At 43.1% G+C, this 24,757-nt stretch carries 26 protein-coding genes and 1 riboswitch; of the genes, 23 read left to right on the top strand and 3 right to left on the bottom strand.

Features of this window, described 5'->3' with window-relative positions:
• Positions 1–74: 74 nt before the first annotated feature.
• The 19 genes from resA (at position 75) to NST18_RS08700 (ending at position 18,310) form a co-directional block, all read left to right on the top strand.
• A complete protein-coding gene (gene resA / locus NST18_RS08790; RefSeq protein ID WP_004889752.1) occupies positions 75–596 on the top strand; it encodes a thiol-disulfide oxidoreductase ResA in 522 nt (173 codons plus the stop codon).
• A 12-nt stretch (positions 597–608) separates the two neighbouring features.
• Positions 609–2,225 carry a cytochrome c biogenesis protein ResB gene (resB, locus tag NST18_RS08785; RefSeq protein WP_340721363.1) on the top strand — a complete coding sequence of 539 codons (1,617 nt, stop codon included), beginning with the start codon at positions 609–611 and terminating at the stop codon, positions 2,223–2,225.
• A 12-nt stretch (positions 2,226–2,237) separates the two neighbouring features.
• A complete protein-coding gene (ccsB, locus tag NST18_RS08780; protein ID WP_340721362.1) occupies positions 2,238–3,413 on the top strand; it encodes a c-type cytochrome biogenesis protein CcsB in 1,176 nt (391 codons plus the stop codon).
• Between the two features lie 88 nt (positions 3,414–3,501).
• Complete coding sequence (locus tag NST18_RS08775; RefSeq protein WP_064220912.1) at positions 3,502–4,218, top strand: response regulator transcription factor; 717 nt, start codon at positions 3,502–3,504, stop codon at positions 4,216–4,218.
• On the top strand, positions 4,215–5,978 hold the full coding sequence (locus tag NST18_RS08770) for an ATP-binding protein (protein ID WP_064220911.1): 1,764 nt from the start codon (positions 4,215–4,217) through the stop codon (positions 5,976–5,978). The genes NST18_RS08775 and NST18_RS08770 overlap by 4 nt, the downstream gene beginning before the upstream one ends.
• 67 nt (positions 5,979–6,045) lie before the next feature.
• Positions 6,046–6,237, top strand: a riboswitch (cobalamin riboswitch).
• A 117-nt stretch (positions 6,238–6,354) separates the two neighbouring features.
• The gene (locus tag NST18_RS08765) at positions 6,355–7,311 is read left to right on the top strand and encodes an ABC transporter substrate-binding protein (protein WP_128356667.1); all 957 of its coding nucleotides are present in this window, start codon (positions 6,355–6,357) and stop codon (positions 7,309–7,311) included.
• Complete coding sequence (locus tag NST18_RS08760) at positions 7,277–8,314, top strand: FecCD family ABC transporter permease (protein ID WP_004889764.1); 1,038 nt, start codon at positions 7,277–7,279, stop codon at positions 8,312–8,314. Before NST18_RS08765 ends, NST18_RS08760 begins: the two co-directional genes overlap by 35 nt.
• Before the next feature lie 5 nt (positions 8,315–8,319).
• Positions 8,320–9,777 carry an adenosylcobinamide amidohydrolase gene (locus tag NST18_RS08755; RefSeq protein WP_088223247.1) on the top strand — a complete coding sequence of 486 codons (1,458 nt, stop codon included), beginning with the start codon at positions 8,320–8,322 and terminating at the stop codon, positions 9,775–9,777.
• A gap of 221 nt (positions 9,778–9,998) precedes the next feature.
• On the top strand, positions 9,999–11,279 hold the full coding sequence (iscB, locus tag NST18_RS08750) for an RNA-guided endonuclease IscB (RefSeq protein ID WP_340721629.1): 1,281 nt from the start codon (positions 9,999–10,001) through the stop codon (positions 11,277–11,279).
• Positions 11,280–11,340: 61 nt separating this feature from the next.
• Positions 11,341–12,273: an adenosylcobinamide-phosphate synthase CbiB gene (gene cbiB, locus NST18_RS08745; protein WP_004889768.1), complete on the top strand. Its 933-nt coding sequence runs from the start codon at positions 11,341–11,343 to the stop codon at positions 12,271–12,273.
• The gene (cobD, locus tag NST18_RS08740) at positions 12,248–13,303 is read left to right on the top strand and encodes a threonine-phosphate decarboxylase CobD (RefSeq protein ID WP_035018574.1); all 1,056 of its coding nucleotides are present in this window, start codon (positions 12,248–12,250) and stop codon (positions 13,301–13,303) included. The genes cbiB and cobD overlap by 26 nt, the downstream gene beginning before the upstream one ends.
• A complete protein-coding gene (locus tag NST18_RS08735; RefSeq protein WP_004889770.1) occupies positions 13,300–13,857 on the top strand; it encodes a bifunctional adenosylcobinamide kinase/adenosylcobinamide-phosphate guanylyltransferase in 558 nt (185 codons plus the stop codon). The genes cobD and NST18_RS08735 overlap by 4 nt, the downstream gene beginning before the upstream one ends.
• Positions 13,830–14,579 (top strand): adenosylcobinamide-GDP ribazoletransferase, encoded by a 750-nt coding sequence (locus tag NST18_RS08730; RefSeq protein WP_064214475.1) that lies wholly within the window; start codon positions 13,830–13,832, stop codon positions 14,577–14,579. Before NST18_RS08735 ends, NST18_RS08730 begins: the two co-directional genes overlap by 28 nt.
• Entirely contained in the window at positions 14,537–15,133 is a 597-nt protein-coding gene (locus tag NST18_RS08725) for a histidine phosphatase family protein (RefSeq protein ID WP_064214474.1), read from the top strand. The genes NST18_RS08730 and NST18_RS08725 overlap by 43 nt, the downstream gene beginning before the upstream one ends.
• Positions 15,085–15,513 (top strand): bifunctional adenosylcobinamide kinase/adenosylcobinamide-phosphate guanylyltransferase, encoded by a 429-nt coding sequence (locus tag NST18_RS08720; RefSeq protein WP_004889775.1) that lies wholly within the window; start codon positions 15,085–15,087, stop codon positions 15,511–15,513. Before NST18_RS08725 ends, NST18_RS08720 begins: the two co-directional genes overlap by 49 nt.
• Before the next feature lie 11 nt (positions 15,514–15,524).
• The gene (locus tag NST18_RS08715) at positions 15,525–16,112 is read left to right on the top strand and encodes a cob(I)yrinic acid a,c-diamide adenosyltransferase (protein ID WP_004889777.1); all 588 of its coding nucleotides are present in this window, start codon (positions 15,525–15,527) and stop codon (positions 16,110–16,112) included.
• Entirely contained in the window at positions 16,109–16,579 is a 471-nt protein-coding gene (locus tag NST18_RS08710; RefSeq protein ID WP_004889779.1) for an ECF transporter S component, read from the top strand. The genes NST18_RS08715 and NST18_RS08710 overlap by 4 nt, the downstream gene beginning before the upstream one ends.
• Entirely contained in the window at positions 16,572–17,273 is a 702-nt protein-coding gene (locus NST18_RS08705) for a hypothetical protein (RefSeq protein ID WP_004889780.1), read from the top strand. The genes NST18_RS08710 and NST18_RS08705 overlap by 8 nt, the downstream gene beginning before the upstream one ends.
• A gap of 224 nt (positions 17,274–17,497) precedes the next feature.
• On the top strand, positions 17,498–18,310 hold the full coding sequence (locus NST18_RS08700; RefSeq protein WP_064214473.1) for a histidinol-phosphatase: 813 nt from the start codon (positions 17,498–17,500) through the stop codon (positions 18,308–18,310).
• A 28-nt stretch (positions 18,311–18,338) separates the two neighbouring features.
• Here NST18_RS08700 and serA read toward each other — a convergent pair whose 3' ends face one another.
• The 3 genes from serA to NST18_RS08685 all read right to left on the bottom strand — a co-directional run bounded on the left by serA (position 18,339) and on the right by NST18_RS08685 (position 20,952).
• The gene (gene serA / locus NST18_RS08695) at positions 18,339–19,913 is read right to left on the bottom strand and encodes a phosphoglycerate dehydrogenase (RefSeq protein ID WP_004889782.1); all 1,575 of its coding nucleotides are present in this window, start codon (positions 19,911–19,913) and stop codon (positions 18,339–18,341) included.
• A gap of 174 nt (positions 19,914–20,087) precedes the next feature.
• Positions 20,088–20,585 carry an inorganic diphosphatase gene (locus tag NST18_RS08690; RefSeq protein ID WP_004889784.1) on the bottom strand — a complete coding sequence of 166 codons (498 nt, stop codon included), beginning with the start codon at positions 20,583–20,585 and terminating at the stop codon, positions 20,088–20,090.
• 118 nt (positions 20,586–20,703) lie between these two features.
• Complete coding sequence (locus tag NST18_RS08685) at positions 20,704–20,952, bottom strand: ferredoxin (RefSeq protein WP_003394452.1); 249 nt, start codon at positions 20,950–20,952, stop codon at positions 20,704–20,706.
• Between the two features lie 200 nt (positions 20,953–21,152).
• Here NST18_RS08685 and NST18_RS08680 point away from each other — a divergent pair, with 200 nt between their 5' ends.
• Genes NST18_RS08680 through NST18_RS08665 form a run of 4 tightly spaced genes read left to right on the top strand, consistent with a single transcriptional unit; the run spans position 21,153 to position 24,707 of the window.
• The gene (locus NST18_RS08680; RefSeq protein ID WP_004889786.1) at positions 21,153–22,175 is read left to right on the top strand and encodes a helix-turn-helix domain-containing protein; all 1,023 of its coding nucleotides are present in this window, start codon (positions 21,153–21,155) and stop codon (positions 22,173–22,175) included.
• The gene (locus tag NST18_RS08675; RefSeq protein WP_004889787.1) at positions 22,168–23,613 is read left to right on the top strand and encodes a RecQ family ATP-dependent DNA helicase; all 1,446 of its coding nucleotides are present in this window, start codon (positions 22,168–22,170) and stop codon (positions 23,611–23,613) included. The genes NST18_RS08680 and NST18_RS08675 overlap by 8 nt, the downstream gene beginning before the upstream one ends.
• Positions 23,606–24,196 carry a CPBP family intramembrane glutamic endopeptidase gene (locus NST18_RS08670; RefSeq protein WP_004889789.1) on the top strand — a complete coding sequence of 197 codons (591 nt, stop codon included), beginning with the start codon at positions 23,606–23,608 and terminating at the stop codon, positions 24,194–24,196. Before NST18_RS08675 ends, NST18_RS08670 begins: the two co-directional genes overlap by 8 nt.
• Positions 24,189–24,707 (top strand): LysM peptidoglycan-binding domain-containing protein, encoded by a 519-nt coding sequence (locus NST18_RS08665; RefSeq protein WP_004889790.1) that lies wholly within the window; start codon positions 24,189–24,191, stop codon positions 24,705–24,707. The genes NST18_RS08670 and NST18_RS08665 overlap by 8 nt, the downstream gene beginning before the upstream one ends.
• The last annotated feature ends 50 nt before the right edge of the window (positions 24,708–24,757 follow it).

Here is a 24,757-nt window from a genome sequence, read left to right as displayed (position 1 = left end):
AAAGGGGGAACGCGCATTCCTCTCCCACTTACTCCCTTTGGTCGTTGAAGTGGGAGTCTCCTGCGCGAAATAGGATGAAAGAAAGGCGATTTTGGCTTCGAACGGTCATTTTAGCTATCATGCTTGCAGCCATTGGCTATACGATTTATTCCAATGTATTTGTTGACAAAAAGGCGATCCAAGTTGGTGATTCAGCGCCAGACTTCGTACTTACCGACTTAAACGGCAACAAAATTCAACTATCCGATTATCGTGGAAAAGGTGTATTTTTAAACTTTTGGGGAACGTGGTGCAAACCGTGTGAAAAAGAAATGCCATACATTAATAGACAATACGACGTATATAAAAATGAGGGAGTAGAAGTGATTGCGGTCAATGTTGGTGAGGCGAAAGTAACAGTACAAACGTTCGTTGATCGCTTTCAGCTGACGTTTCCAGTCGTCATCGATCAGCAAGATCAAGTCATGAATGCATACAACATCGGTCCGTTGCCAGCGACATTTTTAATTGACAAAGAAGGCAAAATTGTAGATATCATTACAGGGGCGATGACGGAAGAGGATGTAAAAAAATATATGGAACGAATTAAGCCGTAAGGGGTTTTCGACATGGAACAAGTAAAATGTGAATGTGGGCATGTGAATCCGATTGGTACAGTTCTTTGTGAAGCATGTGGTAAACCGTTAGAAGAAGTGCCAATGTTATTGGACATGCGTTATGAAGGAAGCGCTCGCCGTTCGCAAACGTACAACCAAACGATTGTTGATAAAATATGGAACTTCTTTTCGTCTGTTAAAGTTGGGGTTTGGTTTATCGTTATTACGTTAGTCGCTTCGGCCATCGGCACAATTTATCCACAACAGATGTACATTCCGCCAACAGTGTCGCCAGCTGAATATTATGAGGAGCAGTACGGTTGGCTCGGGAAATGGTATTACGCGCTAGGATTTCACGATTTATATAGCTCATGGTGGTATATGTTGCTTATAGCGCTCATTGGTGTATCGCTCGTCATTTGTAGTTTAGACCGTGTCGTGCCACTATATCGGGCGTTAAACAATCAGCGGGTGACGAGAAATGAACAATTTTTACAACGCCAACGTCTATTTAGCCGTTCACAAGTGAAAGACTACGAAAATGCTTTGCCTCGCGTGGTCGATCGGTTAACGAAACGGGGTTATCGTATTCGTGAGGAGAACGGAAGCATTTTAGCAGAAAAAGGGCGTTTTTCCCGTTGGGGACCGTATGTGAATCACATTGGACTTATCATTTTTCTCATCGGTGCGATGCTTCGATTTGTTCCGGGAATGTATGTGGATGAAAACATGTGGATTCGTGAAGGGGAAATAAAAGAAATTCCGGGAACGAAAGGAAAATATTTTTTAGAAAATAAAAAGTTTATTTTTGAAGTGTATGAGAAAGGAAAAGAGAAAGAAGCGTTTCAAGCGGCGATTGATCGCGTCGGTAACGGAATGATGGCGAAAAACTATCAAACGGACGTCGTATTGTACGAGCGTGTTGGTCCAGTTGTTGCAGGGGAAGAGCCGAAGCTAAAGAAAATTAAAAGTTTTTCGATTCGTGTCAACGAACCGTTAAAACATGATCATTACGCGTTATATCAAGTTGATTTTAAGCTAGATGAATTAAAAAGCATGTCGTTTCATTTGACAGATAAACAAACGAACAAATCGTTTGGCACGATTACGATTGATTTAATTCAACCTGAAAAAGAATATGATCTTGGCAACGGCTATAAAGTGCAACTATTAAGCTATTTTCCAGATTTTTATTTTGATGAAAATGGGAAACCAAACACGCGTTCGAAAGTACCGAACAATCCAGCGTTTGTATTTAAAATGTTTGCACCAGACCGTCCAAAAGGGGAAGTGAGTTTCGCCGCCATTCGTCAAACGATTGAACCGCTCGGTGATAACAAATATAAAATGGCGTTTGCCGGTATTGAAACACGAAACGTATCGGCGCTGACGGTGCGTCGTGATTTTACACTTTGGATTTTAGGCGTTGGCGGTGCGATTTTTATGATTGGTCTGATTCAAGGAATGTATTGGAACCATCGCCGCGTATGGATTCGACGGATCAATGACGAAGTGCTTATTGCCGCGCATACGAATAAAAACTGGTTTGGACTGAAAAAAGAGCTTGAGGGCATATTTAACGATACACCGTTTGTCATGCCGATTGATCAATTGGACAAGCGGTCATAAGGGGGGAACATCGTGGTTCAGCTAAGTAGTACGTTACTATATATAGCATTTGTTCTTTATTTAGTTGCAACGTTTTTCTTTGGTGGAGCGATTCGTGTGAAAAAGAAAGAAGGAATGGACCGCTGGGCAACGCTCGGAATTTTTGTAACGATCGTTGGGTTTCTCGCTCAGCTTGGTTATTTCATCACGCGCTGGATCGCAGCCGGACATGCACCTGTCAGCAACTTATTCGAATTTACGACGTTTTTTGGTATGATGCTTGTCGGCGCGTTTATTGTCATTTATTTTATTTATAAAACGAGTTTACTCGGCTTATTTACTTTGCCAATCGCCATTTTAGTGATTGCGTATGCAAGCATGTTTCCAAGGGAAATCTCTCCGCTCATCCCAGCTTTACAAAGCGATTGGTTGCATATTCACGTCACGACGGCCGCAGTTGGCGAGGCCATTTTAGCTATTAGCTTTGCAGCGGGGCTCATTTATCTAATTCGAGTAGTCGATCAGTCGAAAGCGAGCAAACGTACGTTTTGGCTAGAGTTTGTGTTATTTTTCTTAATTAGCACGCTTGGTTTCGTTATCGTGACGACATCGTTTCGCATGGTTGGTTATGAAGCGACATTTGAATGGATTGATAAAAACGGCAAGCAAGACGAAATGGTATATCATATGCCAGCGCTTGTCGGTCCACACGAAGGCGTGTTAAAAACGGAAGGACGGATGGAACCGTTCGTTCATATGCCTGCAATTATTAATGCTCGCAAATTAAATACAGTGATTTGGTCATTGTTTGCAGGTGGTGTATTATATGGATTGCTTCGCCTTTTCTTACGCAAACGTATTGCAGCAGCTTTGCAACCACTTGTGAAGAACGTGAATTTAGATGTTGTTGACGAAATCAGCTATCGTTCTGTAGCGATTGGGTTTCCGATATTTACACTCGGTGCGCTTATTTTTGCGATGATTTGGGCACAAATTGCATGGACGCGCTTTTGGGGTTGGGATCCGAAAGAAGTATGGGCGCTCATCACATGGCTGTTTTATGCAGCGTTTCTACATTTACGATTGTCAAAAGGTTGGCATGGCGAGCGGTCCGCATGGCTTGCGGTCATTGGATTTGCGATCATTATGTTTAACTTAATAGCGGTAAACTTAGTGATTGCAGGCCTACACTCTTATGCTGCGTCTTAACGCCTTCATAAAGAAGGCGTTTTTTTTATGAGGAGTAGAAAAAAGTATGGCAGTTTTGTACAATAGTGAACGAGGAGGGAATGACATCATGGAGAAGGAAATTAAAATTTTAGTTGTCGATGACGAAGAGCGCATTCGTCGTTTGCTTCGTATGTATTTAGAACGTGAGCAATATATGATCGATGAAGCAGAAAACGGTGAAGAAGCGCTAGCATTAGCGCTTGACAATGATTATGACTTGATTTTGCTTGACCTTATGTTACCTGGAAAAGACGGTATTGAAGTGTGCAAACAGTTGCGTGAGAAAAAAGCGACACCCGTCATTATGTTAACAGCGAAGGGGGAGGAAGCTAATCGCGTGCAAGGATTTGAAGCAGGAACGGACGATTATATCGTTAAGCCGTTTAGCCCGCGTGAAGTGGTGCTCCGCGTGAAAGCGCTGCTTCGCCGTACAGCGAACTCTCCATATGTAACAACGGATACGACAACACGAGATGTGCTCGTATTTCCTCATTTAACAATTGACCATGATGCGCATCGGGTGACAGCAGATGGGCATGAAGTTAGCTTAACTCCGAAAGAGTACGAGTTGCTTCATTTTTTAGCGAAGTCACCAGATAAAGTGTTTGATCGCGAGCAATTGTTAAAAGAAGTATGGCATTACGAATTTTTTGGTGATTTACGAACAGTTGATACGCATGTCAAACGGTTGCGCGAAAAGTTGAATAAAGTATCGCCAGCAGCAGCGAAAATGATCGTCACCGTTTGGGGCGTTGGGTACAAATTTGAGGTCGTGAATGAATGATGGCACTATGGCGTAGTGTAGTCGGCAAATTGTGGCTGACAATTTTATTGCTTGTTGCTTTCGTCCTCTTTATTTTAACCGTTTTGTTGCTAAGTTTTTTTGAAAAATATTATTTTGAAAAAACGGGAGAGCAACTCACTCAACAAGCAGTAAAAGTTGCCCGCGTCGTCGCCGAGCATGATGAGCAGTTTGCTCGCTCAATTGCATGGACGATGGTTGATGATGTATCCAGACTAATGATTATTATTGACGATCGTCATTATTGGTACTCACCGAATGAACAGCTCGTTGATTTGCCGCTTTCGTTTGTTCAACAAGATAAGCAGTTGTCGCGCGTATTTGATGGAAAGAAAGTAGTGAAACGGGCGATGATGCCAAACGAAACGATGCGAAATCGGGTTTATAACGAGTTGTTTATTGTTGGTGTGCCGCTTCGCACATCTGATGGAAACGGTGCTGTGTTTGTATATCAATCGCTAAAAGCTGTAGAAGAAACGACAAAACAAACGACGAAGTTTATTTTTCTTGCTGCATTTATTGCTATTGTGTTAACGACGGTATTTGCCTTTTTCTTATCGACAAGAATTACGGCACCGCTTAGAAAAATGAGACAAGTCGCGTTTGAAATGGCGCGCGGGAAATTCGATTCCAAAGTGCCGATCGTCACCCATGATGAAATTGGGGAACTGGCTATGGCGTTTAACCAGATGGGTCGGCAATTGCAATTTCACATTAATGCGTTAAATCAAGAAAAAGAACAACTAGCGAGCATTTTAAGCAGCATGGCGGATGGCGTCATTACGCTCAATCGCAATGGCGAAGTGCTTATTACAAACCCACCTGCCGACCGATTTTTACAAGCATGGTACTACGAACAAGGGCAGCGCGACGATTTATCGCCGCTTCCTCCGCAAGTGAATGAATTGTTTACGAAAGCGGTGGCGGAAGAGAAAGAACAAGCAGCAGAAATTGCTTTACAAGGTCGCAATTGGGTCATTGTGATGACGCCGTTGTACAATGGCAAAGTGATTCGCGGGGCGGTTGCAGTGCTTCGAGATATGACGGAAGAGCGTCGGCTCGATAAGTTGCGCAAAGATTTTATCGCCAACGTCTCGCATGAGTTGCGAACGCCAATCGCCATGTTGCAAGGGTATAGTGAAGCCATTGTCGACGACATCGCGGCGACAGATGAAGAGAAAAAAGAATTGGCAAAAGTCATTTATGATGAATCGTTGCGCATGGGTCGCCTCGTTAACGACTTGCTTGATTTAGCGCGTATGGAAGCAGGACATTTAACGCTTCATAAAGAGCGCGTGCCGCTTCGTTCATACACCGAGCGCATCATTCATAAGTTTCAAGCGTTAGCGAAAGAAAAAGGAGTTCGCTTGCTCGTGGACATAAATGAAGAATTTGTCGTGTTGTTTGACCCTGACCGTATCGAACAAGTGCTGACGAATTTAATTGATAATGCTCTTCGTCACACAGATGACGGTGGGGAAGTTCGTGTCATAGTCGATGGGGACGAAGAGGCGGTGCGCATTTCTGTTCGAGACTCAGGCTCTGGCATTGCTGAAGAAGATTTGCCGTTCGTGTTTGAGCGCTTTTACAAAGCGGATAAAGCACGTACACGCGGTCGCTCTGGCACAGGATTAGGTCTTGCGATTGCGAAAAACATCGTTGAGGCGCATAAAGGAACGATCGCCGTTCATAGTAAGCTCGGCGAAGGAACGACGTTTACATTTACACTTCCATTGAAATAGAAAATTTTTGTTGTCATAAGCGACGTTTTCGGCTATGATAGAAACGTAAAAATTGTTCGACAATTGTATACGTTCGTTGCAAAAAGGTGTCGAATGGGAAACCTAGTAGACTTAATAGGGAATCTGGTGCAAGTCCAGAACTGTCCCCGCAACTGTAAATGCTGACGAAATGAAGGACGCCACTGTACAATTCGTATGGGAAGGCTTCAAAGTAGGATGACGCATAAGTCAGTAGACCTGCCTTTTTGCATCGTCATTCGCGTCTTCGGGGAGTGAGACGGCGAAACGACAAAGGTGACGGTTGTCTTTTGTTGTTTCCAGCTCATTCCATTTGGGATGAGCTTTTTATTTTTATATACAAAGAGGGGGAAAAACGATGAAAAAATGGAAACAGTATGTATGGCTTTTGGTGCTCGTGCTGACGCTCGGATTAGCAGCGTGCGCGAATAACGCAGAGCCAGCAAAAGAGACGAAGCAAGAAGCGAAAACGGAACAAGCCGCATTTCCAGTCACCATAAAAGATGCGGTTGGTGATGTCACGATTGAAAAAGAACCGGAAAAAATTGTTTCGCTTATCCCGAGCAATACAGAAATTGCGTATGCGTTAGGACTTGGTGACAAAATCGTTGGTGTAAGCGATTTTGATAACTATCCGGAAGATGTGAAAAATAAAGAAAAAATCGGCGGCATGGAGTTTAATGTTGAAAAAATTATCGCGCTTCAGCCGGACGTTGTGCTTGCACACGCGTCAAGTGCACATAACTCTGAAGAAGGATTGAAACAATTGAAAGATGCGGGCATTACAGTCATTGTTGTGCCAAATGCTACATCGTTGAATGACGTGTATGCTTCCATTGAACTAATCGGTAAAGCGACAGGGAAAACGAAAGAAGCATCGGACGTTGTGAAACAAATGAAGCAAAAAATCGATGCCATTGCTGAAAAAGCAAAAGAGGTGAAAGAAGAAGCAACCGTTTGGATCGAAGTCTCGCCTGCACCAGAAATTTATACAGCTGGAAAAGGAACATTTATGAATGAGATGTTAACGATCATTCATGCGAAAAATGCGGCAGGTGATCAAGAAGGATGGCCGATGTTTACGGAAGAAGATGCAGTGGCGTTAAACCCGGATGTCATTATTACGACGTACGGTTATTACACGCCGAACGCAGTTGAGCAAGTGCTCGCTCGCCCAGCATGGAAAGACGTTCCGGCTGTCAAAAATAAGCGAGTATATGATGTGAACTCAGATTTAGTTTCTCGTCCAGGACCACGTTTAGCTGAAGGGGTCGAAGAAATTGCCAAAGTCGTTTATCCAGACATTTTTAAATAACTATATGACTGCATCCATCATTGCAATCGTTGCACTATTATTAGGGATATCGATTGGATCACAATCGATTCCCTTTTCTTCTATATGGGACACGTTGTCGCATCATTTGTTTCATACACCGATGGACGTTCCCGCCACCATTTCGCAAATTATTATTGCGATTCGTGTGCCGAGAGTAGTGCTCGCCTTTTTGATTGGGGCGTCCTTAGCACTTGCTGGTGTAGCGTTCCAAGGGCTTTTAAAAAACGTTTTAGCTGATCCGTATACGATTGGAGTATCATCTGGCGCTGCTGTCGGAGCGGTACTCGTCTTCTTTTTTCAACTTCATTTGTCGTTTCTCGGACGCTTTACGTTACCGATCGTGAGCATTATGTGTGCGCTCGTGACATTATTGTTTGTTTTATTATTTGCTCGACTTGCAGAACGCAATATGGGAATTGAAACGATCGTTTTAATCGGCATTATCATGAATGCGTTTTTCGGCTCGGTTATTTCACTTATGGTTGCCCTTAGTGGTGAGGAATTGCGTCAAGTCATTAGCTGGCTCATGGGAAGCGTCGCGATGCGCGGTTGGTCATATGTTTCTTTATTTGTACCGTTTTTTATCATCGGTTCTCTCGGCTTATTTACACATATTCGCGAGTTAAACGCTTTTTCATTTGGCGAGCGAACAGCAGCAAACATTGGCGTACATGTGTTGCGAAAAAAGTTATGGATTTTACTTAGCGCTTCCTTGCTTACAGGCGCAGCGGTAGCTGTATCGGGCACGATCGGCTTTGTTGGGCTTGTCATTCCGCATATGACGCGTTTGATTTGTGGGGCAAATCACCGGAAATTATTGCCACTTTCTTTTTTGTACGGTGGCACGTTTTTAGTGTTAGCAGATGTTGTGGCACGAACGATCGTTGCCCCGCGGGAGTTGCCAATTGGGGTCATCACATCATTTATTGGCGCACCATTGTTTGCAATATTGTTATTTAAAAGTTTAAGACGGAAGACGTGATCGATATGATAGATGTAAAGCACGTTTCGTATCAATATGGGGAAAAAAAAGTGTTGGAAGATGTTTCGTTTACCGTTTATGAAGGGGAGTTTTTCGGTATGTTAGGACCGAACGGAAGCGGGAAAACGACGCTAATGAAACTGATGAGCCGTGAACTTCCTTTGCAACAAGGGGATATGTTTGTTTACGGTCAACCGATTCAGACGTATAAACCGAGACAATATGCAAAGCTCGTTGCGACGTTGCCACAACATACAGATGTTTCATTTGGATATACAGTGAAAGAGATGGTGGAACTTGGACGATATCCTTATCAGTCATCTCTCTTTCCGCAATGGACAGAGAAAGACGAACAAGTGGTCAACGAGTCACTTCATTGTGTGACGTTAGCACATAAACAGCATGTCTTATTAGAACAATTAAGCGGGGGAGAACGTCAGCGAGCAGCACTCGCACGGTCGTTAGCGCAACAACCACGTGTATTGCTTTTAGATGAACCGACGAACCATATGGATGTGGCGCAGCAGTTTAAGTTGCTCAATTTATTAAAACAATCAGGGCTTACCGTTGTAGCTATTTTTCATGATATAAATATTGCCTCGCTTTATTGCGACCGACTTCTTTTATTGAAAGATGGAAAAGCTGTTGCATGCGGAACGCCGCGGGAATTGTTGAGCGAATCAATGATTGAGTGCGTATTTGAAACAAAAATGAAACGTCACGAACACCCGGTTTTACCGAAGCCGCTCGTCACATTCGTTCCATTTTCTATGCCGCATATAAACGAGGGATTATGGCACGTCAAAGAACACGAAACGATGCTCGTCGTAGAGACAGCTAAGCCGTTTAAAGTGCTTTCATCTGCCCTTGTTGGCGGCGGTATACGTTGGGCGACGACGTTCGTCAATCGGCATGTTCCGCTTGATTATCGTTGTGACAATGCCGAGCAGGAGATGATTCAATTTTTGAGGCAACACGGTTTTGATGAGCAATGGACGGTCGGAATGATGACCGCTGTCGATGTGAAAGATGTAGCGTTTTCATTTGTTGATGAAGATATTCGGTTGTTTGTTGCGGTGACCGCTGGAGTTGGAAATGCGGTAGATAGTGCAAATGCTTGGCGGCGTACAGATGTAGTCGCTTCTCCAGGGACGATTAATACGTTCGTTTTTATCGATGGTCATTTATCAGAAGCTGCGTTCGTGCAAGCGCTAATGACTGCAACAGAAGCAAAAGCAAAAGCGTTGTGTGATAAACAAGTCGTCGATCCGCAAACGAATACGATCGCGACAGGAACATCAACCGATTGTACGGCCATCGCTGCGTCCCAACAAGGAACATATTATGCATACGCTGGAACGATTACACCGATCGGTAAACAGCTAGCTCGTCTCGTATATGAAGCAACGCAAACAGCTATTGACCGCTATCGAAAGCGAAAGGGTCAACAACCCAATGACTAAAGTCATGGGCTTGTAAGCCCCATGTTGACCAGACCAAGGCTTGAAACAGAGCCTACGCTATAGATGTCATGACACGTTCGGGTGCTTCTCCAGCCCGTTCCTCTGTCGTGCAAGATTAAACAAGCGTGGTGGGTGGCGCTAGTGTCTTGCACATAACAAGCATCTATAACATGGTCGAGGAGAATATGACCTGCTTTATGCAGAGGAAAGGGGAATACCCTATGGTTTTTGTGTTAGACACAAATAAGTGTCCGCTTGCTCCTTGTCACGAAGCAGTTGCGAGAAAGCTGTTGAAACAAGGGAAGGCAGCGATCTACAAACGCTATCCATTTACGATTATTTTAAAAGAAATTGTCGATAATTTTCGACCGAAAACACCGTATCGGCTCAAAATCGATCACGGAAGCAAACACACAGGACTTGCGATTTTGCGAGGACAAGAAGTGGTATGGTTAGGGCAACTTGACCATCGCACAGACATCAAGGAAAGAATGGATAAAAGGCGTGCTTTCCGTCGAGCAAGACGAAATCGAAAAACTCGATACAGAAAACCACGTTTTCTTAATCGTAGGAGAAAAGACGGGTGGTTGCCGCCATCACTAGAGAGTCGTGTGCAAAATATCCAAACATGGGTTAACCGCCTAAAGAAGTTATGCCCCATTGGGTATATATCATACGAAAATGCCAAATTCGACACGCAACTCATGCGAAATCCTGAAATCAATGGTGTAGAGTATCAACAAGGCACGCTACAAGGATATGAAGTACGGGAGTATTTGCTTGAAAAGTTTGGGCGGAAGTGTTGTTATTGCGGAAAAGAAAATGTTCCACTTGAAGTGGAGCATATCATTCCAAAATCGAGAGGTGGAACAGACCGAGTGGATAACCTATGTCTTGCCTGTCATGACTGTAATCAGCGCAAAGGAAGTAAGACAGCAGAAGAATTCGGGTATCCGCACATTCAAAAGCAAGTCAAAGAATCATTAAAGGATGCAAGTGCTATCAACTCGACAAGATGGAAAGCGTATGAAGTGTTAAAGCAGACAGGATTAGATGTCGAGTGTGGAACAGGTGCACGAACAAAAATGAATCGTATTCGTTTAGACTTGCCGAAAACACATTATTTTGACGCTTGTTGTGTAGGCGAAAGCACAACAAATCACTTATATTTCAAAACAAAAGAAGTGTTATTTATCAAGGCAAAAGGGCGTGGTAGTCGCTCTCGTACAAACCTAGATAGATATGGCTTCCCAAGAGGTTATCTTGCAAGACAAAAATTCTTCTTTGGTTTTCAAACAGGGGACATGGTTAAGGCTGTTGTCCCAAGAGGGAAATATCAAGGCGTTTGGTTTGGCGAAGTCGCATGTAGAAAGACTGGAAGTTTCGATATTAAAGGCAAGGACGGAAAGCGTATCGCACAAGGAATAAATTATAGATATGTCCAAGTCATTCAGCGATTTGACGGATATGCTTATGGAAAGGGGGTGGCGGAACTTGCGTAAGGTGCAATTCCTCCCCGTGCCTAAAGGCAGGGGCTTCCTTGCGTAAGTTTCGTGAAAGTTGATGACGCATATATGGGCGGTATGGCTGGCACTTTTGCTTGATCGTCTGCTCGCCGATCCCCGCCGCTTCCATCCGGTTTGTTGGATTGGGCAAATGATTGCGTATATGGATCGTCGTTTTAATAAAGGAAGATGGCGAAAAGGAAAAGGAGTGTTCACCCTTTTTGTCGTCTGTACGTTCACATTTGTAATGAGTTATGCATTGATTGCAAGCGCATATCGACTTTCTCTTATAGTGGGGGTTTTCGTTGAAGCGATTATCATTTTTACTTCGATTGCGCCAACATCATTAGCAAAAGCCGCATACGATGTACTTGATCCGCTAAAAAGAGACAACATCGATGAAGCGAGAAAAAACGTGGCGATGATCGTTGGACGTGACACAGAGAAGTTACAAGAAGATGGAATTGTGCGTGCATGTGTGGAAACGGTAGCGGAAAATACGAGCGATGGAGTAACGGCGCCCCTTTTTTATGCTTTTCTTGGCGGGGGAGCGTTAGCCATGTTGTATCGGGCGGTAAATACGTGCGATTCGATGCTCGGATATAAAAATGAACGGTATGCCCAATTTGGCTGGGCTTCAGCCCGTTTAGACGACGCGTTCAATTACGTTCCTGCGCGACTGACAGCGTGTGTGATGTTGCTTATTCATCGCGCAAACATACGCATGTGGAAACTATTATTTCGCGATGCTCGCAACCATCCAAGCCCAAATAGCGGATGGTGCGAGGCAGCGATGGCTGCCCTATTAGGTGTTCAACTCGGAGGGGTGAATACATACAACGGGGTCATATCCGTTCGTCCAACGATTGGCGATGCATCCGTTCCGTTGAAATGTGAGCATATTAAGCAAGCGGTGGCGATAATGAGACGTACAACAATAGCTTTTACGATCGGGGGGAGTTTGCTTGCAGTTGCCTGCACATGGGGCTAATCCGCGTCGTTTATACGAAGCGATGCACATGGATATGCCGAGTTCGTATATCGATTTTAGCGTAAATGTGAATCCGTTCCCGCTTCCAGACGAATATATGCCAACCGAACAACAATGGGTTCGCTGGATGAGCGTATACCCTGAAGAGCGAAGCGAAACGCTTCGAGCAATCATTGCCGAACGAGAACATGTAACGCGCTCCAACGTATTTGTCGGCAATGGTGCTGCAGAATGCATTTATTTGCTTGCTGAACAATTTGCAGGAAAACGTATTGGCATCATTGAGCCAACGTTTTCAGAATATCGTCAGGCATGTGAAGCTTACGGTTGTACCGTTCACTCGTTTATGTTAGATGAACATTGGCAACCACCGCTAGACCAAATGGTTGCGAACTTGCCGTCTTTACACGCACTATTTGTTTGTCATCCGAACAATCCGACCGGTACCGCATGGTCAGAAGAAACGATGCATACGTTGTTAAATGCGGCGCATGATGAAGGAGTATATGTTGTCGTTGACGAAGCATTTTATGACTTCTGGATTGACGGTTATTCCGTTTCTTCTTTTTTACGTACGTTTGATCGTTTAATTGTGTTGCGGTCGTTAACGAAAATGTATCGACTGGCAGGTGTACGGCTCGGCTATGTGCTCGCACACGAACACGTCGTAAAAAAGTTAATGAAAAAACAGCCACCGTGGAGCGTCAATACGATTGCTCAACAAATAGCGAAACAATTATTAAAAGACGATGCATTTGTGGAGCGAACGAAAGTGTACATTGCATCGGAGCGAAAACGAGTATTTGAACAATTGAATGAACTTGGCTACAAATATTCACCGTCTGTCGTCAATTTTTATATGTTATACGACGAAACGATCACGCTTTTTCCTTTTCTTTTACAACATGGTATTGTCGCGCGGCATACGTTTAATTTTCGAGGGCTGGACGGAAAATATGTCCGTTTTGCGGTTCGAACGAAAGAGGAAAACGATCACCTCCTCTTTTATTTAAGAAGGTGGAAGCAATGATTGTATTTATTAGCGGAGGGGTGCGTAGCGGAAAGTCTTCATTCGCAGAACGATGCGCGAAAATGATCGCCGAACCGACTGATTCCCTTCATTATATTGCCACGGCGCTGCGGACAGACGAAGAAATGGAAGCGCGCATTGCTCACCACCAAGCACAACGGAAACATGACGGCTGGCAAACGTGGGAACAACCGTATGATCTCGATTGTATCATGCCGATGTTTGGTGGGTGTGATGTTGTTTTACTTGATTGTTTAACGAATTTATGGGCAAATGAGTTATTTCGCGATGACGAATGGAACGTACATGTAAAAGTGCCGCGCATCGCCCAGCAAATAAAACAATTAGGCGAAAAAGTGAAAGCGCTCATTGTTGTGAGCAACGAACTATTTTGCGATGGTGTGCCGCATGAGCGAGGAACGTATACGTATATGCACGGTCTCGGTTTATTGCATCAACAGATTGTTGCGTGTAGCGATGTAGCCATTTTGATGCGTTACGGCTTGCCCATTGTGAAGAAAGGAAGATGGCCATGTGGCGCGGAATCATATTAGCGGTACAGTTTTTAACTGTTCTCCCGCTACGAATGCAAGTGGACTGGAATGAACGAACAGGTCGCATAGCTGTGTTGTCGTTTCCGCTCGTCGGTGCAATCATCGGACTTTTTCTTGTTGCCATACATGTGGTACTGTCCGATCACATTTCTTCGCTTGTTTTGTCGTTTTTATTATTATTTTCCTCTATCTTTCTTTCAGGAGGATTGCACGCGGACGGCTGGATGGATTGTAGCGATGCATATTTTTCGTATCGCGATCAACAACGACGTCTCGAAATTATGAGCGATCCGCGCGTCGGGTCGTTTGCGGTGCTCTCGCTTTTCTTTTTGCTCGGCTTTCGTTTCATTTTTATGTTTGAAACGATCGCACATTTCTCGCTATTTTCTCTTTTTTGCCTTCCGCTCCTTTCGCGTCTCGGGATGGCGTTGCTTTTATTGACTGCGCCGCTTGCGAAACAAACGGGTATGGCGGCTGCATTTCGCCAATATGTCGATCACCGATATGTGCCGATTATTGTTATGTATGGGCTTATTGCTTTCTTATCGCGTGAGACGCTCGTTTTGTTTTTGGCGCTTATGTTGTTTTATGTGATAGCGAAAGCGTTTGTCGTAAAACAGTTTGGTGGAGTAACTGGCGATGTGTTAGGAGCGTTTATTGAAGGGAGCGAAACGTTTTTATGGTTCGTCATGTGGCTATTACATGCATTCGCCATTTTGTAACGAAGGAAAATGAGGAGAAACGATATATCGGATGGACGAATGTACCGATTGTGAAAAAGCCGAATGTGTCGCACTCGCTACATGCCGATGTCGTGATTACAAGCGACTTGCTTCGTTGTCGGCAAACGGCGTATGTTTTGTTTCCAAATCACGTCATTGAATGTTCCTATCGTTGGCGTGAACTCCATTTTGGCGATTTTGAAGGAAAAACGTACGCCGAGTTACAGACGGTCGAGTCATATCGGCGATGGATAGATGATCCCATTCACCATTCACCACCAAATGGCGAATCGTTTCGCCATTTTCAAGGGCGTATCGAACGAGCGATCGATGATCTCATTAGCCGCTCGGCTTCTCATACTGTCGTTGTGACGCATGGGGGAGTCATACGTTACTTATTGTCGCAGTACGCTCCTAAAACACGTCCGTTTTGGGAGTGGCACGTCCCTTTTGGTGAAGGAGTAACACTTTACAATACGAGAGAACGTTGGAAGGAGAGAAAACGATGCATTTCGTTAGCGGCGGTGCGTTTCAAGGAAAGCGAAAATGGGTAAACGCATATTATTCACTCACGCATACCCCGCATATTTGGCATTGCGCATATGAACGACCACTTCCGCCTCCCCATGATGAAAAAACGGCATCTGTTGTTGTGCTAGAAGGAATAGAACAATGGATTCGCGAAAGGTTTCTTCCTTACACAGATGAGCAAAAAAAAGCGATGATGTCGTATATGAATGCATGGGAGCAATGGGAAAAAGAGAAAGAACGGACGGTCGTTTGGATTGGCTGCGATATCGGACAAGGGATCGTCCCGATTGAGGCACATGAACGAGCGTGGCGAGATGCGGTCGGTTGGTCGTATCAACAATTGGCGCGCATATGCAGCCGTGTTGATTACGTATGGTGTGGGATAAATGAACAAATAAAATAGGGGTGGTTCATATGAAATTGTACACAAAAACAGGAGATCAAGGGCAAACAAGTTTAGTTGGTGGGAGAGTCGATAAAAATCATGTGCGTGTCGAGGCGTATGGAACGATTGACGAAGCAAATTCGGTCATCGGTTGGGCGATGACATTATTACAAGATGAACGGTTTCGCGATATTTATCAAGAATTACAGCGCATTCAACATGAATTGTTTGATTGTGGCGGCGATTTAGCCATCGTTGGCGAGAAAATGCCATACAAAGTAAAGCCCGATATGGTCGCGTTTTTAGAGGAACGTATCGATGTATATATTCAGCAAGCACCGCCGCTTGAACGGTTTATTTTGCCAGGGGGGTCTCCACAAGCTGCTGCGTTACATATGGCACGGACGGTGACACGAAGAGCAGAACGTTATGTTGTAGCGTTAATGAAGCAACAACAAACGAATGAAGTCGTTTTACAATATATGAATCGTTTATCAGACTATTTATTTGCCGTTGCGCGCGTCGTCAACGCTCGCTTGCAAGTAAAAGATGTAGAATATGAACGAAGCGCCATTGTGTTTCGTGATAAAAATGAAAAAGAAGGTGAATTGGAATGAGGCGTTTCACGTTGCTTGTTATGTTTATTAGTCTATCCGTCATTGGTTCGCTTATCAAAATCCCATTTACAATCGGAAGTATTGCGCTCGATAGCGCACCTGCGGTTGTAGCAGCTGTTTTTCTCGGGCCAACAGCTGCTGCGGTTGTGGCAAGTGTTGGACATGTTGTATCTGCTTTATTTGGCGGATTTCCGCTTGGTCCATTTCATATACTTGTGGCTATTGAAATGGCCGCTCTTTTATACATTGTCGGTTTGTTGATAAGACGAGGATGGTTCATTTTTAGTTATGTATGTTTTTTTATCGGTAATGCACTACTTGCACCGTTACCTTTTGCATGGATCATGAGCCCGGCGTTTGTACTTTCTATCATTCCGTCTCTTGCATTAGCTACGGGCGTCAATTTAGCAATTGCTGTTGTCGTGTCGAAAGCGTTGCAACGCGCGTGGGGGAAGCAGCATGCGTGACGTATTATGTGTGCCATTTGATGAACAACATGAGCTCGTTTTTGCCGCTGACTGTTCAGGTGGAATTGGCTTAAAGCAATATGATGTTGTTCAAGCGCCATATGATGTTGTTAGTTACTATGGAGCTCGCGTTTCGCTTATGGAACTGATGAGCATTGGAGCAACGCCAAAAGCTTTTGTACTACAAAACTTTGTCGATGATGGATCATGGGATAAACTTGTCGCAGGCATCCAACAAACGATGGTGGAGTTACAGTTGTCGCTTCCTATAACAGGAAGTAGCGAATCAAACATGCCGCTTATGCAATCAGCTGTTGGAGTTGTTGCTGTCGGAACGGTAAGGAAAGAGGAAAAGAGAATAAATATTACACCAATGGATGCACGTTGGGCTGTCATCGGAGAACCACTCGTTGGTGAAGCGGTCATACATAAGAAAGATCGAATCATTCCGCTTTCTTTATTTCGCATGTTGCTGCAGGTAGATGGAGTGTATGAAATAATCCCAGTTGGTTCAAAAGGGATATCGCATGAGTGGAAGCTTATGCATGGGGAACGCCCACTTCGTTGTTCCCTTCCGTCACATGCTTCTGCTGGCCCAGCGACATGTGTGCTTGTAAGTTATCATCAAAAGCAAGAGCCGTTATTGCAGTCACTTGCTGGAACGCTTTTTTATCCGATTGTAAATGAATTGTAAAATGTCATGTTTTATCGTTCTAACCGTTCATTTTTTCGCATACAACATATATGGTCATTGGTGAACGGGGGGAATAAACGATGGAAGATATGATGAAACGAGTGCTCGTTGTTGTTGGGATGGCTGCATGCATTCATTTATTGTTTCTTGTTGGATTAAACAACTAGAAAAAGAGAACGTTGTGCTATATAATGAAAAACAATACGAGAGAGGGGGAGAAAGCAATGTTAACAGATTACCATAATCATTTAGAGCGCGGCACGTTAACGCTCGATTATTTAAAGCAATTTACGGATGAAGCTGCACGGAAAGGAATTGAACATTTCGGTATTTCCGAACATGCGTATCATTTTTATCAGACGAAAAACATTTTGTCGAATCCGTGGATTGAAGAGCGTCGCTACTATGATATGGCCGATTACGTTCGTTTGTTTCACGAAGCGTGGGATGCTGGAATTGATGTGAAAATGTCGATTGAAATGGACTACACGCCAGGCAAACATGAAGAAATGGCACAATTCATTCGCGCTTACGATTTCGATTATGTCATCGGCTCGATTCATTGGGTTGATGATTTTGGCATTGATTTAGCTGAGTTTCGGAAAGAGTGGGATCGTCGTGATATATACGATACATATCGAAAATATTTCGATCAAGTTGTCACGTTAGCTGAGTCGAACTTATTTGACATTATCGGTCATTTAGATTTAGTGAAAATTTTTAAATACGTGCCAGAAGATGAGGAATTTTTGTTAGAACAGTACGATCGTGCCACGACGGCACTAGCCAACTCGAAAACATGCGTAGAAATTAGTACAGCAGGATTGCGTAAACCGGTCGGTGAACTGTATCCTGATCCTCGCTTATTACAAATGTGCTACGACAAGGGCGTTCCGATCGTGTTGTCGTCCGATGCGCATGTGCCACAAGATGTCGGTGCCGATTATGACAAAGCGATTGCTTTGGCCAAAACAGTCGGTTACACCGAAATTATGACATTTTCGAAAGGGGAACGAAAAGCGGTTCCACTTGGATAAAAAAGGTTCAGCCAAGAGGCTGAACCTTTTATACTTCCAACTTTTTCACAGCATCAATATCGCTAATTTGCTCAAGCGTTTCAACAAGCGCATCATCAAGCGGTTTATCGAGCGAAAGCATCATAATCGCCTTTCCGCCTACTTCTTGACGGCCAACTTGCATCGTTGCGATGTTTACTTGATGGGCACCTAAAATGTTTCCGACTTTTCCGATCATTCCCGGTTTATCATGATGTTGAATATACAACAAATGTCCTTCTGGAGCAAAATCGATTGCAAAACCGTTGAAATGAACGATCCGATCACCATAGTGAGCGATATGCGTGCCTTTCATCGTAAACGTTTTATTTTCACCATATACCGTTAATGTAATGGTGTTGTTGTAGTCGTTTCCATTTGCTGAAAATTTTTCACTAAAGGCGATGCCGCGCTCTTTTGCGATCATTGCTGCATTTACTTCATTGACCGTTGAAGCGACGCGAGGCTTTAAAAATCCAGCAAGCAAGCTACGTGTAATAAATGTCGTTTCTAAGTCGGCAACAGAGCCTGAATACGTAATCGCAATTTCTTGGACGGGTTCGCTCATATATTGGGAGGCGAGGATTCCCATTTTTCGAGCTAATGTATAAAATGCTTGAATTTTTTCATATACATCTTTTGAAAGTGTCGGCAAGTTAATCGACGATGTGACCGGTTTTCCTTGTAAAAACTTTAATACTTCCTCAGCTACTTGTGTCGCTACGTTCACTTGTGCTTCGACTGTCGATGCCCCAAGATGTGGAGTGACAACGACGTTATCAAAAGAGAGAAGCGGATGGTCTCCCGGCGGCTCTTGTTCAAATACATCGAGCGCAACGCCTGCCACATGTCCGTTTTCTAAAAACGGAATAAGTGCTTGTTCGTCGATGATTCCACCGCGGGCGCAGTTAATTAAATATACCCCTTTTTTCGTTTTTGCCAAGTTTTTTGGACCGAGAAGCCCTTTCGTTTCTTTTGTTAGCGGCGTATGTACAGTAATGATATCCGCTTGTGCAAGCAACTCATCAAGTGTACAAACATCGACACCGATTTTTTCTGCTCGCGCTTTCGTTAAAAATGGATCGTATACGTGAACGTGCATACCGAATGCGCGCGCACGCTTTGCTACTTCAGAACCGATGCGACCAAATCCAATAATACCTAAATGTTTTCCGAATAACTCGACACCGACGAAAGCGGAACGATTCCATTCACGTGATTTGACTGAAATGTGCGCTTGTGGAATACGGCGCACTAATGAAGCCATCATCGCAAATGTATGTTCCGCTGTCGAAATTGTATTGCCGTTTGGAGCGTTAATGACGACGACACCGTATCGTGTAGCTGCATCGACATCAATATTGTCCACCCCGACGCCAGCGCGTCCTACAATTTTTAAATTCGTCATTTTTTGCAGTAATTGTTCAGTCACTTTTGTCGCGCTACGGACGAGCAGCGCATCGAACTGATCAAGTTCGCCCTCCACCTCGCTTACCTTTTTTTGCACGACTTCGATCGTTGGATCAGCAAGAAGTGGGGCAAGTCCTTCTTCGCTCATTGCATCAGCTACTAAAATGCGAATCACAAACATTCGCTCCTTTCAATTAATAAGTTTTTAAATTTCTGATAATTTAACATACCCGTATGCACGTGTCAATAACTTTCGGAAAGGTCATACAAATGAAAGCGTTTTTATATATGAATGTTCGGAAAAAAGACAAAAAGCTGGACAAAAGCCAGCTTAAAACACGGAATGTATTTATTTTTGTTCATTGTAACGAGCGATGCATTCGTCAATGAGTTTTGCAGCCGCTTCTGGGCCTTCCCACGTACCGATTTCTGTTTTCTTTCCTTCTAAGTCTTTATAACGTTCAAAGAAATGAGCGATTTCTTTTAATTTATGTTGTGGAAGATCTTCAAGGCTACGCACATCAGCAAAGCGAGGATCGTCAACAGGTACACCGATTAATTTTGCATCTTCTTCGCCACCGTCTACCATGTTTAAGTAGCCAAGGACACGCGTTTCAATAACGCAGCCAGGGAATGTCGGATTTGTCACGATAACTAAAATATCGAGCGGGTCGCCATCTAATGCAAGTGTATTTTCTAAATAGCCATATTCTGCAGGATAAAACATTGGCGAATATAAGACGCGATCAAGTTTAAATATGCCGCGCTCTTTGTCATATTCATATTTGTTTTGGCTACCTGTTGGAATTTCAATAAATGCTTCAACAATTTTGTTTTCAAACGCCATGCCAAATTCCTCCTTTTTGTTATGTATACTTTTTTATTATAGTCGATTGGACAAGCGGTGACAATGACTGAACGAAAGAAAAGGGCAAGCTTCACGTGAAGTTTGCCCTTAGACGTTTTTATTCAAATTTGTTTGGATCGCCATCAAATGGCTCGTCCGCGACTTTGATCGAGTCTGTTGGACAGCCTTCAAACGCATCCATCATATCGTCAATTAATACGTCTGGTACTTCGACAATGCCTTGGTTGTCGTCTAATGTCACGTAAGCGATACCTTCATCATCGTAATCGTAAATATCAGGTGCAGCTGCTCCACATGCACCACAGGCAATACATGTTTCTTTGTCAACAATCGTGTACTTCGGCATACAATGACCCTCCTTAATTATATGGAACCAATCGTTTCATATGAAACGTTGGAAACGTATTCCTCACACTTTTATAATAAATGTGTTGCGGTAACTTTTCAATAAAAAACTCCAATGAAAATGCTTATCAGTACACAGTTTTCCCTCACATTGCTTCGCTTAATCTGGTAAAATGAAAGGGAAAATGGAGTGAATGTCGCATGTTACAACACATCGTTTTATTTTGTATCGACCGATTTCGGGGAGAACGGTCGCTCGCTGCGATCGATCATTTACTGAATGGCAAAAAAACAGCACAAACGTTACAAGATAGTAAATGGTATGATGTTAGTCGTCTATTTGGGACGGTACCAATTGACCGTACTCGTTTATTTGACGTCACACGAGCATTAGAGATGGATGGACTGATTTCCCAAGTGGACGAACACATATATTGCACAACCGCAAGTGGAAAAGAGAAACTTCGGCGCTTTATCCTTCCTCCTTACATTGATGGATGGAAGTATATGAATGAATCTTCTTTGTTTTGGAAAAGGTTGTCTTTACTTATTCAAACGATTGCAAATATCATTCATCGTACATCATTTGAGCCTGTACATCGCGATGAACACATTCAATCGTTTGTGAAGCGATGGTTGTTGCAACACAAACATATACAAGCGCTCGCTCGTTTATTATATGAAGAAATGTACGAGCTACTTCGTTGTGTAGAGGAAAAAGATGCTAATATTTTCGTTTGGCGGTTGACAAGTCATGAGCGTATCGGATGGACGAACGAACAAATTGCCTATGCCATAAAGGAAGAAGATGTGGCGGTTTTGTTATCGTTTCAAAATGTTCTTCATTTTATGCTTGACATGACGGAAAAAGAAAAGGAAAAATTTCCGCTTCTTTTTTCACTGCGGGAACAGAAACGTGTCCAATTAACGAATTCCGCTCAAAAAACATGGGAATTGCTAAAGGAAGGATATTCACTTGAACAAATTGTCGAGTTGCGTGGATTGAAAAAAGGAACGATTGAAGATCATATTGTCGAAATCGCTACATATATTCCAACGTTTGTGACGACGCCGTTTTTAGAGGAGAATAAACGCGAGCGCATTATTCAACAAGCACAAAAATTACAAACGAAAAAATTACGGGCGATAAAAGAAGTGTTACAAGACGTTTCTTATTTTGAAATTCGGCTTGCGTTGGCAAGGTGGGAGGGGGAAGATGCTTAACATATTAAAGGAACGATTTGGTTACGATTCGTTTCGCATGGGGCAAAGAGAAATTATTGAAGATGTGCTGAATGGACGAAATTGTGTTGCTATGCTTCCGACCGGTGGTGGAAAGTCGCTTTGTTATCAGCTCCCGGGTTATATATTAAACGGCAGTGTGTTAATTACTTCCCCACTCATTTCGCTTATGGAAGATCAAGTACAGCAGCTTAGAAATCGTGGTGAAAAACGTGTTGTAGCGCTCAATCGTTTTCTGTCTTATCGCGAAAAACGAGATGTGTTGCGTGAGTTAGCATCGTATCGTTTTATTTATGCTTCGCCTGAAATTTTACAATCCCCTTTACTTATCGAAGCGTTAACACGCATAAACATTTCGTTGTTTGTCGTAGATGAAGCACATTGTATTTCACAATGGGGACATGATTTTCGCCCTGACTTTTTAAAGCTCGGTCTTCTTCGCCAAACGCTCGGCAATCCGCCATGTTTAGCGTTAACGGCTACAGCTACACGTCAAGTTATCGCTGATATTGTAACGACGCTTAAACTCGACGACGTGAAGCAACATATATACCCGCTCGATCGCCCAAATATTTGTTTATACGTGCAATATGTTCAAACGGTAGAAGAAAAAATCAAGGCGTTAAAACAGCTTGTCGCCACGTTACCTAAACCGGGAATTGTGTATGTAGCTAGTCGACAATGGGCAGAAACATTAGCAGAAGTGCTTCGTGAGGATCATCGCGTAAGCTATTATCATGGAGGGATGGATGGTGAACAGCGACTTCTTATTCAACAACAGTTCGTTTATGATCAGTTAGACGTCATTTGTTGTACAAATGCGTTTGGAATGGGTGTTGATAAACCGAACGTTCGCTTTGTTATCCATTTTCACTTGCCGACACAACCAGAAGCATATTGGCAAGAAGTTGGGCGCGCTGGGCGCGATGGAAACGAAAGTATTGCCATATTATTGTATGCCTCAGGCGATGAACAAATGGGACAATTGATGATCGATATGGAATTTCCAACAAAAGAACAAATTGTCTATGCATTGGACGCTCTACGCCATGGGCGGAAGGAAATGGGGTTAACAGACGTGCAACAACGTCTTTTATTGTATTGGCTAGAACAAATGAATATGCAAGAAGATATACACACTTTAGCTAATCAACTATACGCCCATATAGAACAAAGAAAACAAGAAAAAATAAAAAAATGGGTATTTATGCAACGATGGATAAACGAACAAACTTGTCGTCGGCGTACGATGCTTTCATATTTTGAGCAACAACCACTTCTGAATGAGCGTTGTTGTGACCGGTGTGGCGCTGATATATACGTAAACGCTCCTGTAAAACATATTCAACAAATACATTTGCGCCCGTGGCAGGAAGAGCTCTGTTCCATGTTTGCAATAAAGGTGAGGACAAATGATTAAAAAACAAATGGAGATAGCTAGTCAAATGAACGATGAAGAAATCGTTTATCATCTATATGTAACACAAGCGCTTATTTTTCTTATTGCGCTCATTTTAAGTGTATTTTTATTTACGCCTGCGACCTTCTTTTCGATGTGGCAGTGGGATATACGGGAAATACTATTGTACGGTAGCGGTTGTGCGGCGCTCGTTCTTTTTGTAGATTTTTTACTTATTCAGTATGCACCTGAACAATGGTATGATGATGGTGGAATCAATGAAAAATTATTTCGTTCACGTTCGGTACCGCACATTTTTATCATGACTATGGTCATTGCATTTTGTGAAGAGCTATTGTTTCGTGGTGTCATTCAGACGCATGTCGGCCTATTTTTCGCAAGCATCATTTTCTCTCTATTGCATATTCGTTATTGGCGAAAATGGCTCCTTCTTCTGGCTGTCGTTAGTTTAAGCTTTTGGATTGGACTTATCTATGAATGGACAAGCAATTTATGGGTCACGATTTTTGCCCACTTTCTCATTGATTTTATTTTAGCGTTACACATCCGGTATCGTACAAAGGAGGTGACAAACGATGCGTGAAGATCAAGCAGAAAATTTACGTAAAAAAATGGAGAATATAAGTGAGCAACAAGAAGATGAGCTTCAGTTGCCACCGCGCAGCGAAGTGCATAAAAAGAAAAAAACGAAATGGAAAGTTAAACATCCACTCGTTCGCATTCTTGCGCTCTTTTTCGTTTTATTGCCGATTTCCATTTACAGCATATATCACTTAGTTGAGAAGCGTCCCGTCCAAGTCGTGACGATTGATGATGAAAGCTATGAGACTATTGATGTCGATCAACAAAAAGGGCATAAGCCACAACAAAAACCGCTTGAAAACGAAGCAAAAGAAGAGGAACAAGAATCGAATGAAACAGAATCATCTTTTATTTATCATACCGTACAAGAAAATGAAACGTTATATAGCATTGCGATGAAATATTACGGAAATGAAAAAGGAATGGACCTCATTAAAGAATGGAATCATTTAACGAGCATGAAACTACAAAAAGGACAAGTGTTAAAAATTCCAAATATGAATGGAAAATAAGGTATACCACTTTGTCGATGGACATACAATCGTAGTAAAACACGATCGGC

It is taken from the genome of Anoxybacillus sp. FSL W8-0104 (genome assembly GCF_038004465.1).
In the GTDB taxonomy this organism is placed as follows: Bacteria; Bacillota; Bacilli; order Bacillales; family Anoxybacillaceae; genus Anoxybacillus; species Anoxybacillus flavithermus_G.
The sequence above is the reverse complement of the archived record's forward strand: the minus strand, read 5'-3'. Positions and strand labels throughout refer to the sequence as shown.

Bases quoted from the DNA above. Each gene is read 5' to 3' on its own strand.
- resA (WP_004889752.1), top strand. From the start codon at position 75: ATGAAAGAAAGGCGATTTTGGCTTCGAACGGTCATTTTAGCTATCATG.
- resB (WP_340721363.1), top strand. From the start codon at position 609: ATGGAACAAGTAAAATGTGAATGTGGGCATGTGAATCCGATTGGTACA.
- NST18_RS08775 (WP_064220912.1), top strand. From the start codon at position 3,502: ATGGAGAAGGAAATTAAAATTTTAGTTGTCGATGACGAAGAGCGCATT.
- NST18_RS08770 (WP_064220911.1), top strand. From the start codon at position 4,215: ATGATGGCACTATGGCGTAGTGTAGTCGGCAAATTGTGGCTGACAATT.
- NST18_RS08765 (WP_128356667.1), top strand. From the start codon at position 6,355: ATGAAAAAATGGAAACAGTATGTATGGCTTTTGGTGCTCGTGCTGACG.
- NST18_RS08755 (WP_088223247.1), top strand. From the start codon at position 8,320: ATGATAGATGTAAAGCACGTTTCGTATCAATATGGGGAAAAAAAAGTG.
- iscB (WP_340721629.1), top strand. From the start codon at position 9,999: ATGGTTTTTGTGTTAGACACAAATAAGTGTCCGCTTGCTCCTTGTCAC.
- cbiB (WP_004889768.1), top strand. From the start codon at position 11,341: ATGACGCATATATGGGCGGTATGGCTGGCACTTTTGCTTGATCGTCTG.
- NST18_RS08735 (WP_004889770.1), top strand. From the start codon at position 13,300: ATGATTGTATTTATTAGCGGAGGGGTGCGTAGCGGAAAGTCTTCATTC.
- NST18_RS08730 (WP_064214475.1), top strand. From the start codon at position 13,830: ATGGCCATGTGGCGCGGAATCATATTAGCGGTACAGTTTTTAACTGTT.
- NST18_RS08725 (WP_064214474.1), top strand. From the start codon at position 14,537: ATGGTTCGTCATGTGGCTATTACATGCATTCGCCATTTTGTAACGAAG.
- NST18_RS08720 (WP_004889775.1), top strand. From the start codon at position 15,085: ATGCATTTCGTTAGCGGCGGTGCGTTTCAAGGAAAGCGAAAATGGGTA.
- NST18_RS08715 (WP_004889777.1), top strand. From the start codon at position 15,525: ATGAAATTGTACACAAAAACAGGAGATCAAGGGCAAACAAGTTTAGTT.
- NST18_RS08710 (WP_004889779.1), top strand. From the start codon at position 16,109: ATGAGGCGTTTCACGTTGCTTGTTATGTTTATTAGTCTATCCGTCATT.
- NST18_RS08705 (WP_004889780.1), top strand. From the start codon at position 16,572: ATGCGTGACGTATTATGTGTGCCATTTGATGAACAACATGAGCTCGTT.
- NST18_RS08700 (WP_064214473.1), top strand. From the start codon at position 17,498: ATGTTAACAGATTACCATAATCATTTAGAGCGCGGCACGTTAACGCTC.
- NST18_RS08690 (WP_004889784.1), bottom strand. From the start codon at position 20,585: ATGGCGTTTGAAAACAAAATTGTTGAAGCATTTATTGAAATTCCAACA.
- NST18_RS08685 (WP_003394452.1), bottom strand. From the start codon at position 20,952: ATGCCGAAGTACACGATTGTTGACAAAGAAACATGTATTGCCTGTGGT.
- NST18_RS08680 (WP_004889786.1), top strand. From the start codon at position 21,153: ATGTTACAACACATCGTTTTATTTTGTATCGACCGATTTCGGGGAGAA.
- NST18_RS08675 (WP_004889787.1), top strand. From the start codon at position 22,168: ATGCTTAACATATTAAAGGAACGATTTGGTTACGATTCGTTTCGCATG.
- NST18_RS08670 (WP_004889789.1), top strand. From the start codon at position 23,606: ATGATTAAAAAACAAATGGAGATAGCTAGTCAAATGAACGATGAAGAA.
- NST18_RS08665 (WP_004889790.1), top strand. From the start codon at position 24,189: ATGCGTGAAGATCAAGCAGAAAATTTACGTAAAAAAATGGAGAATATA.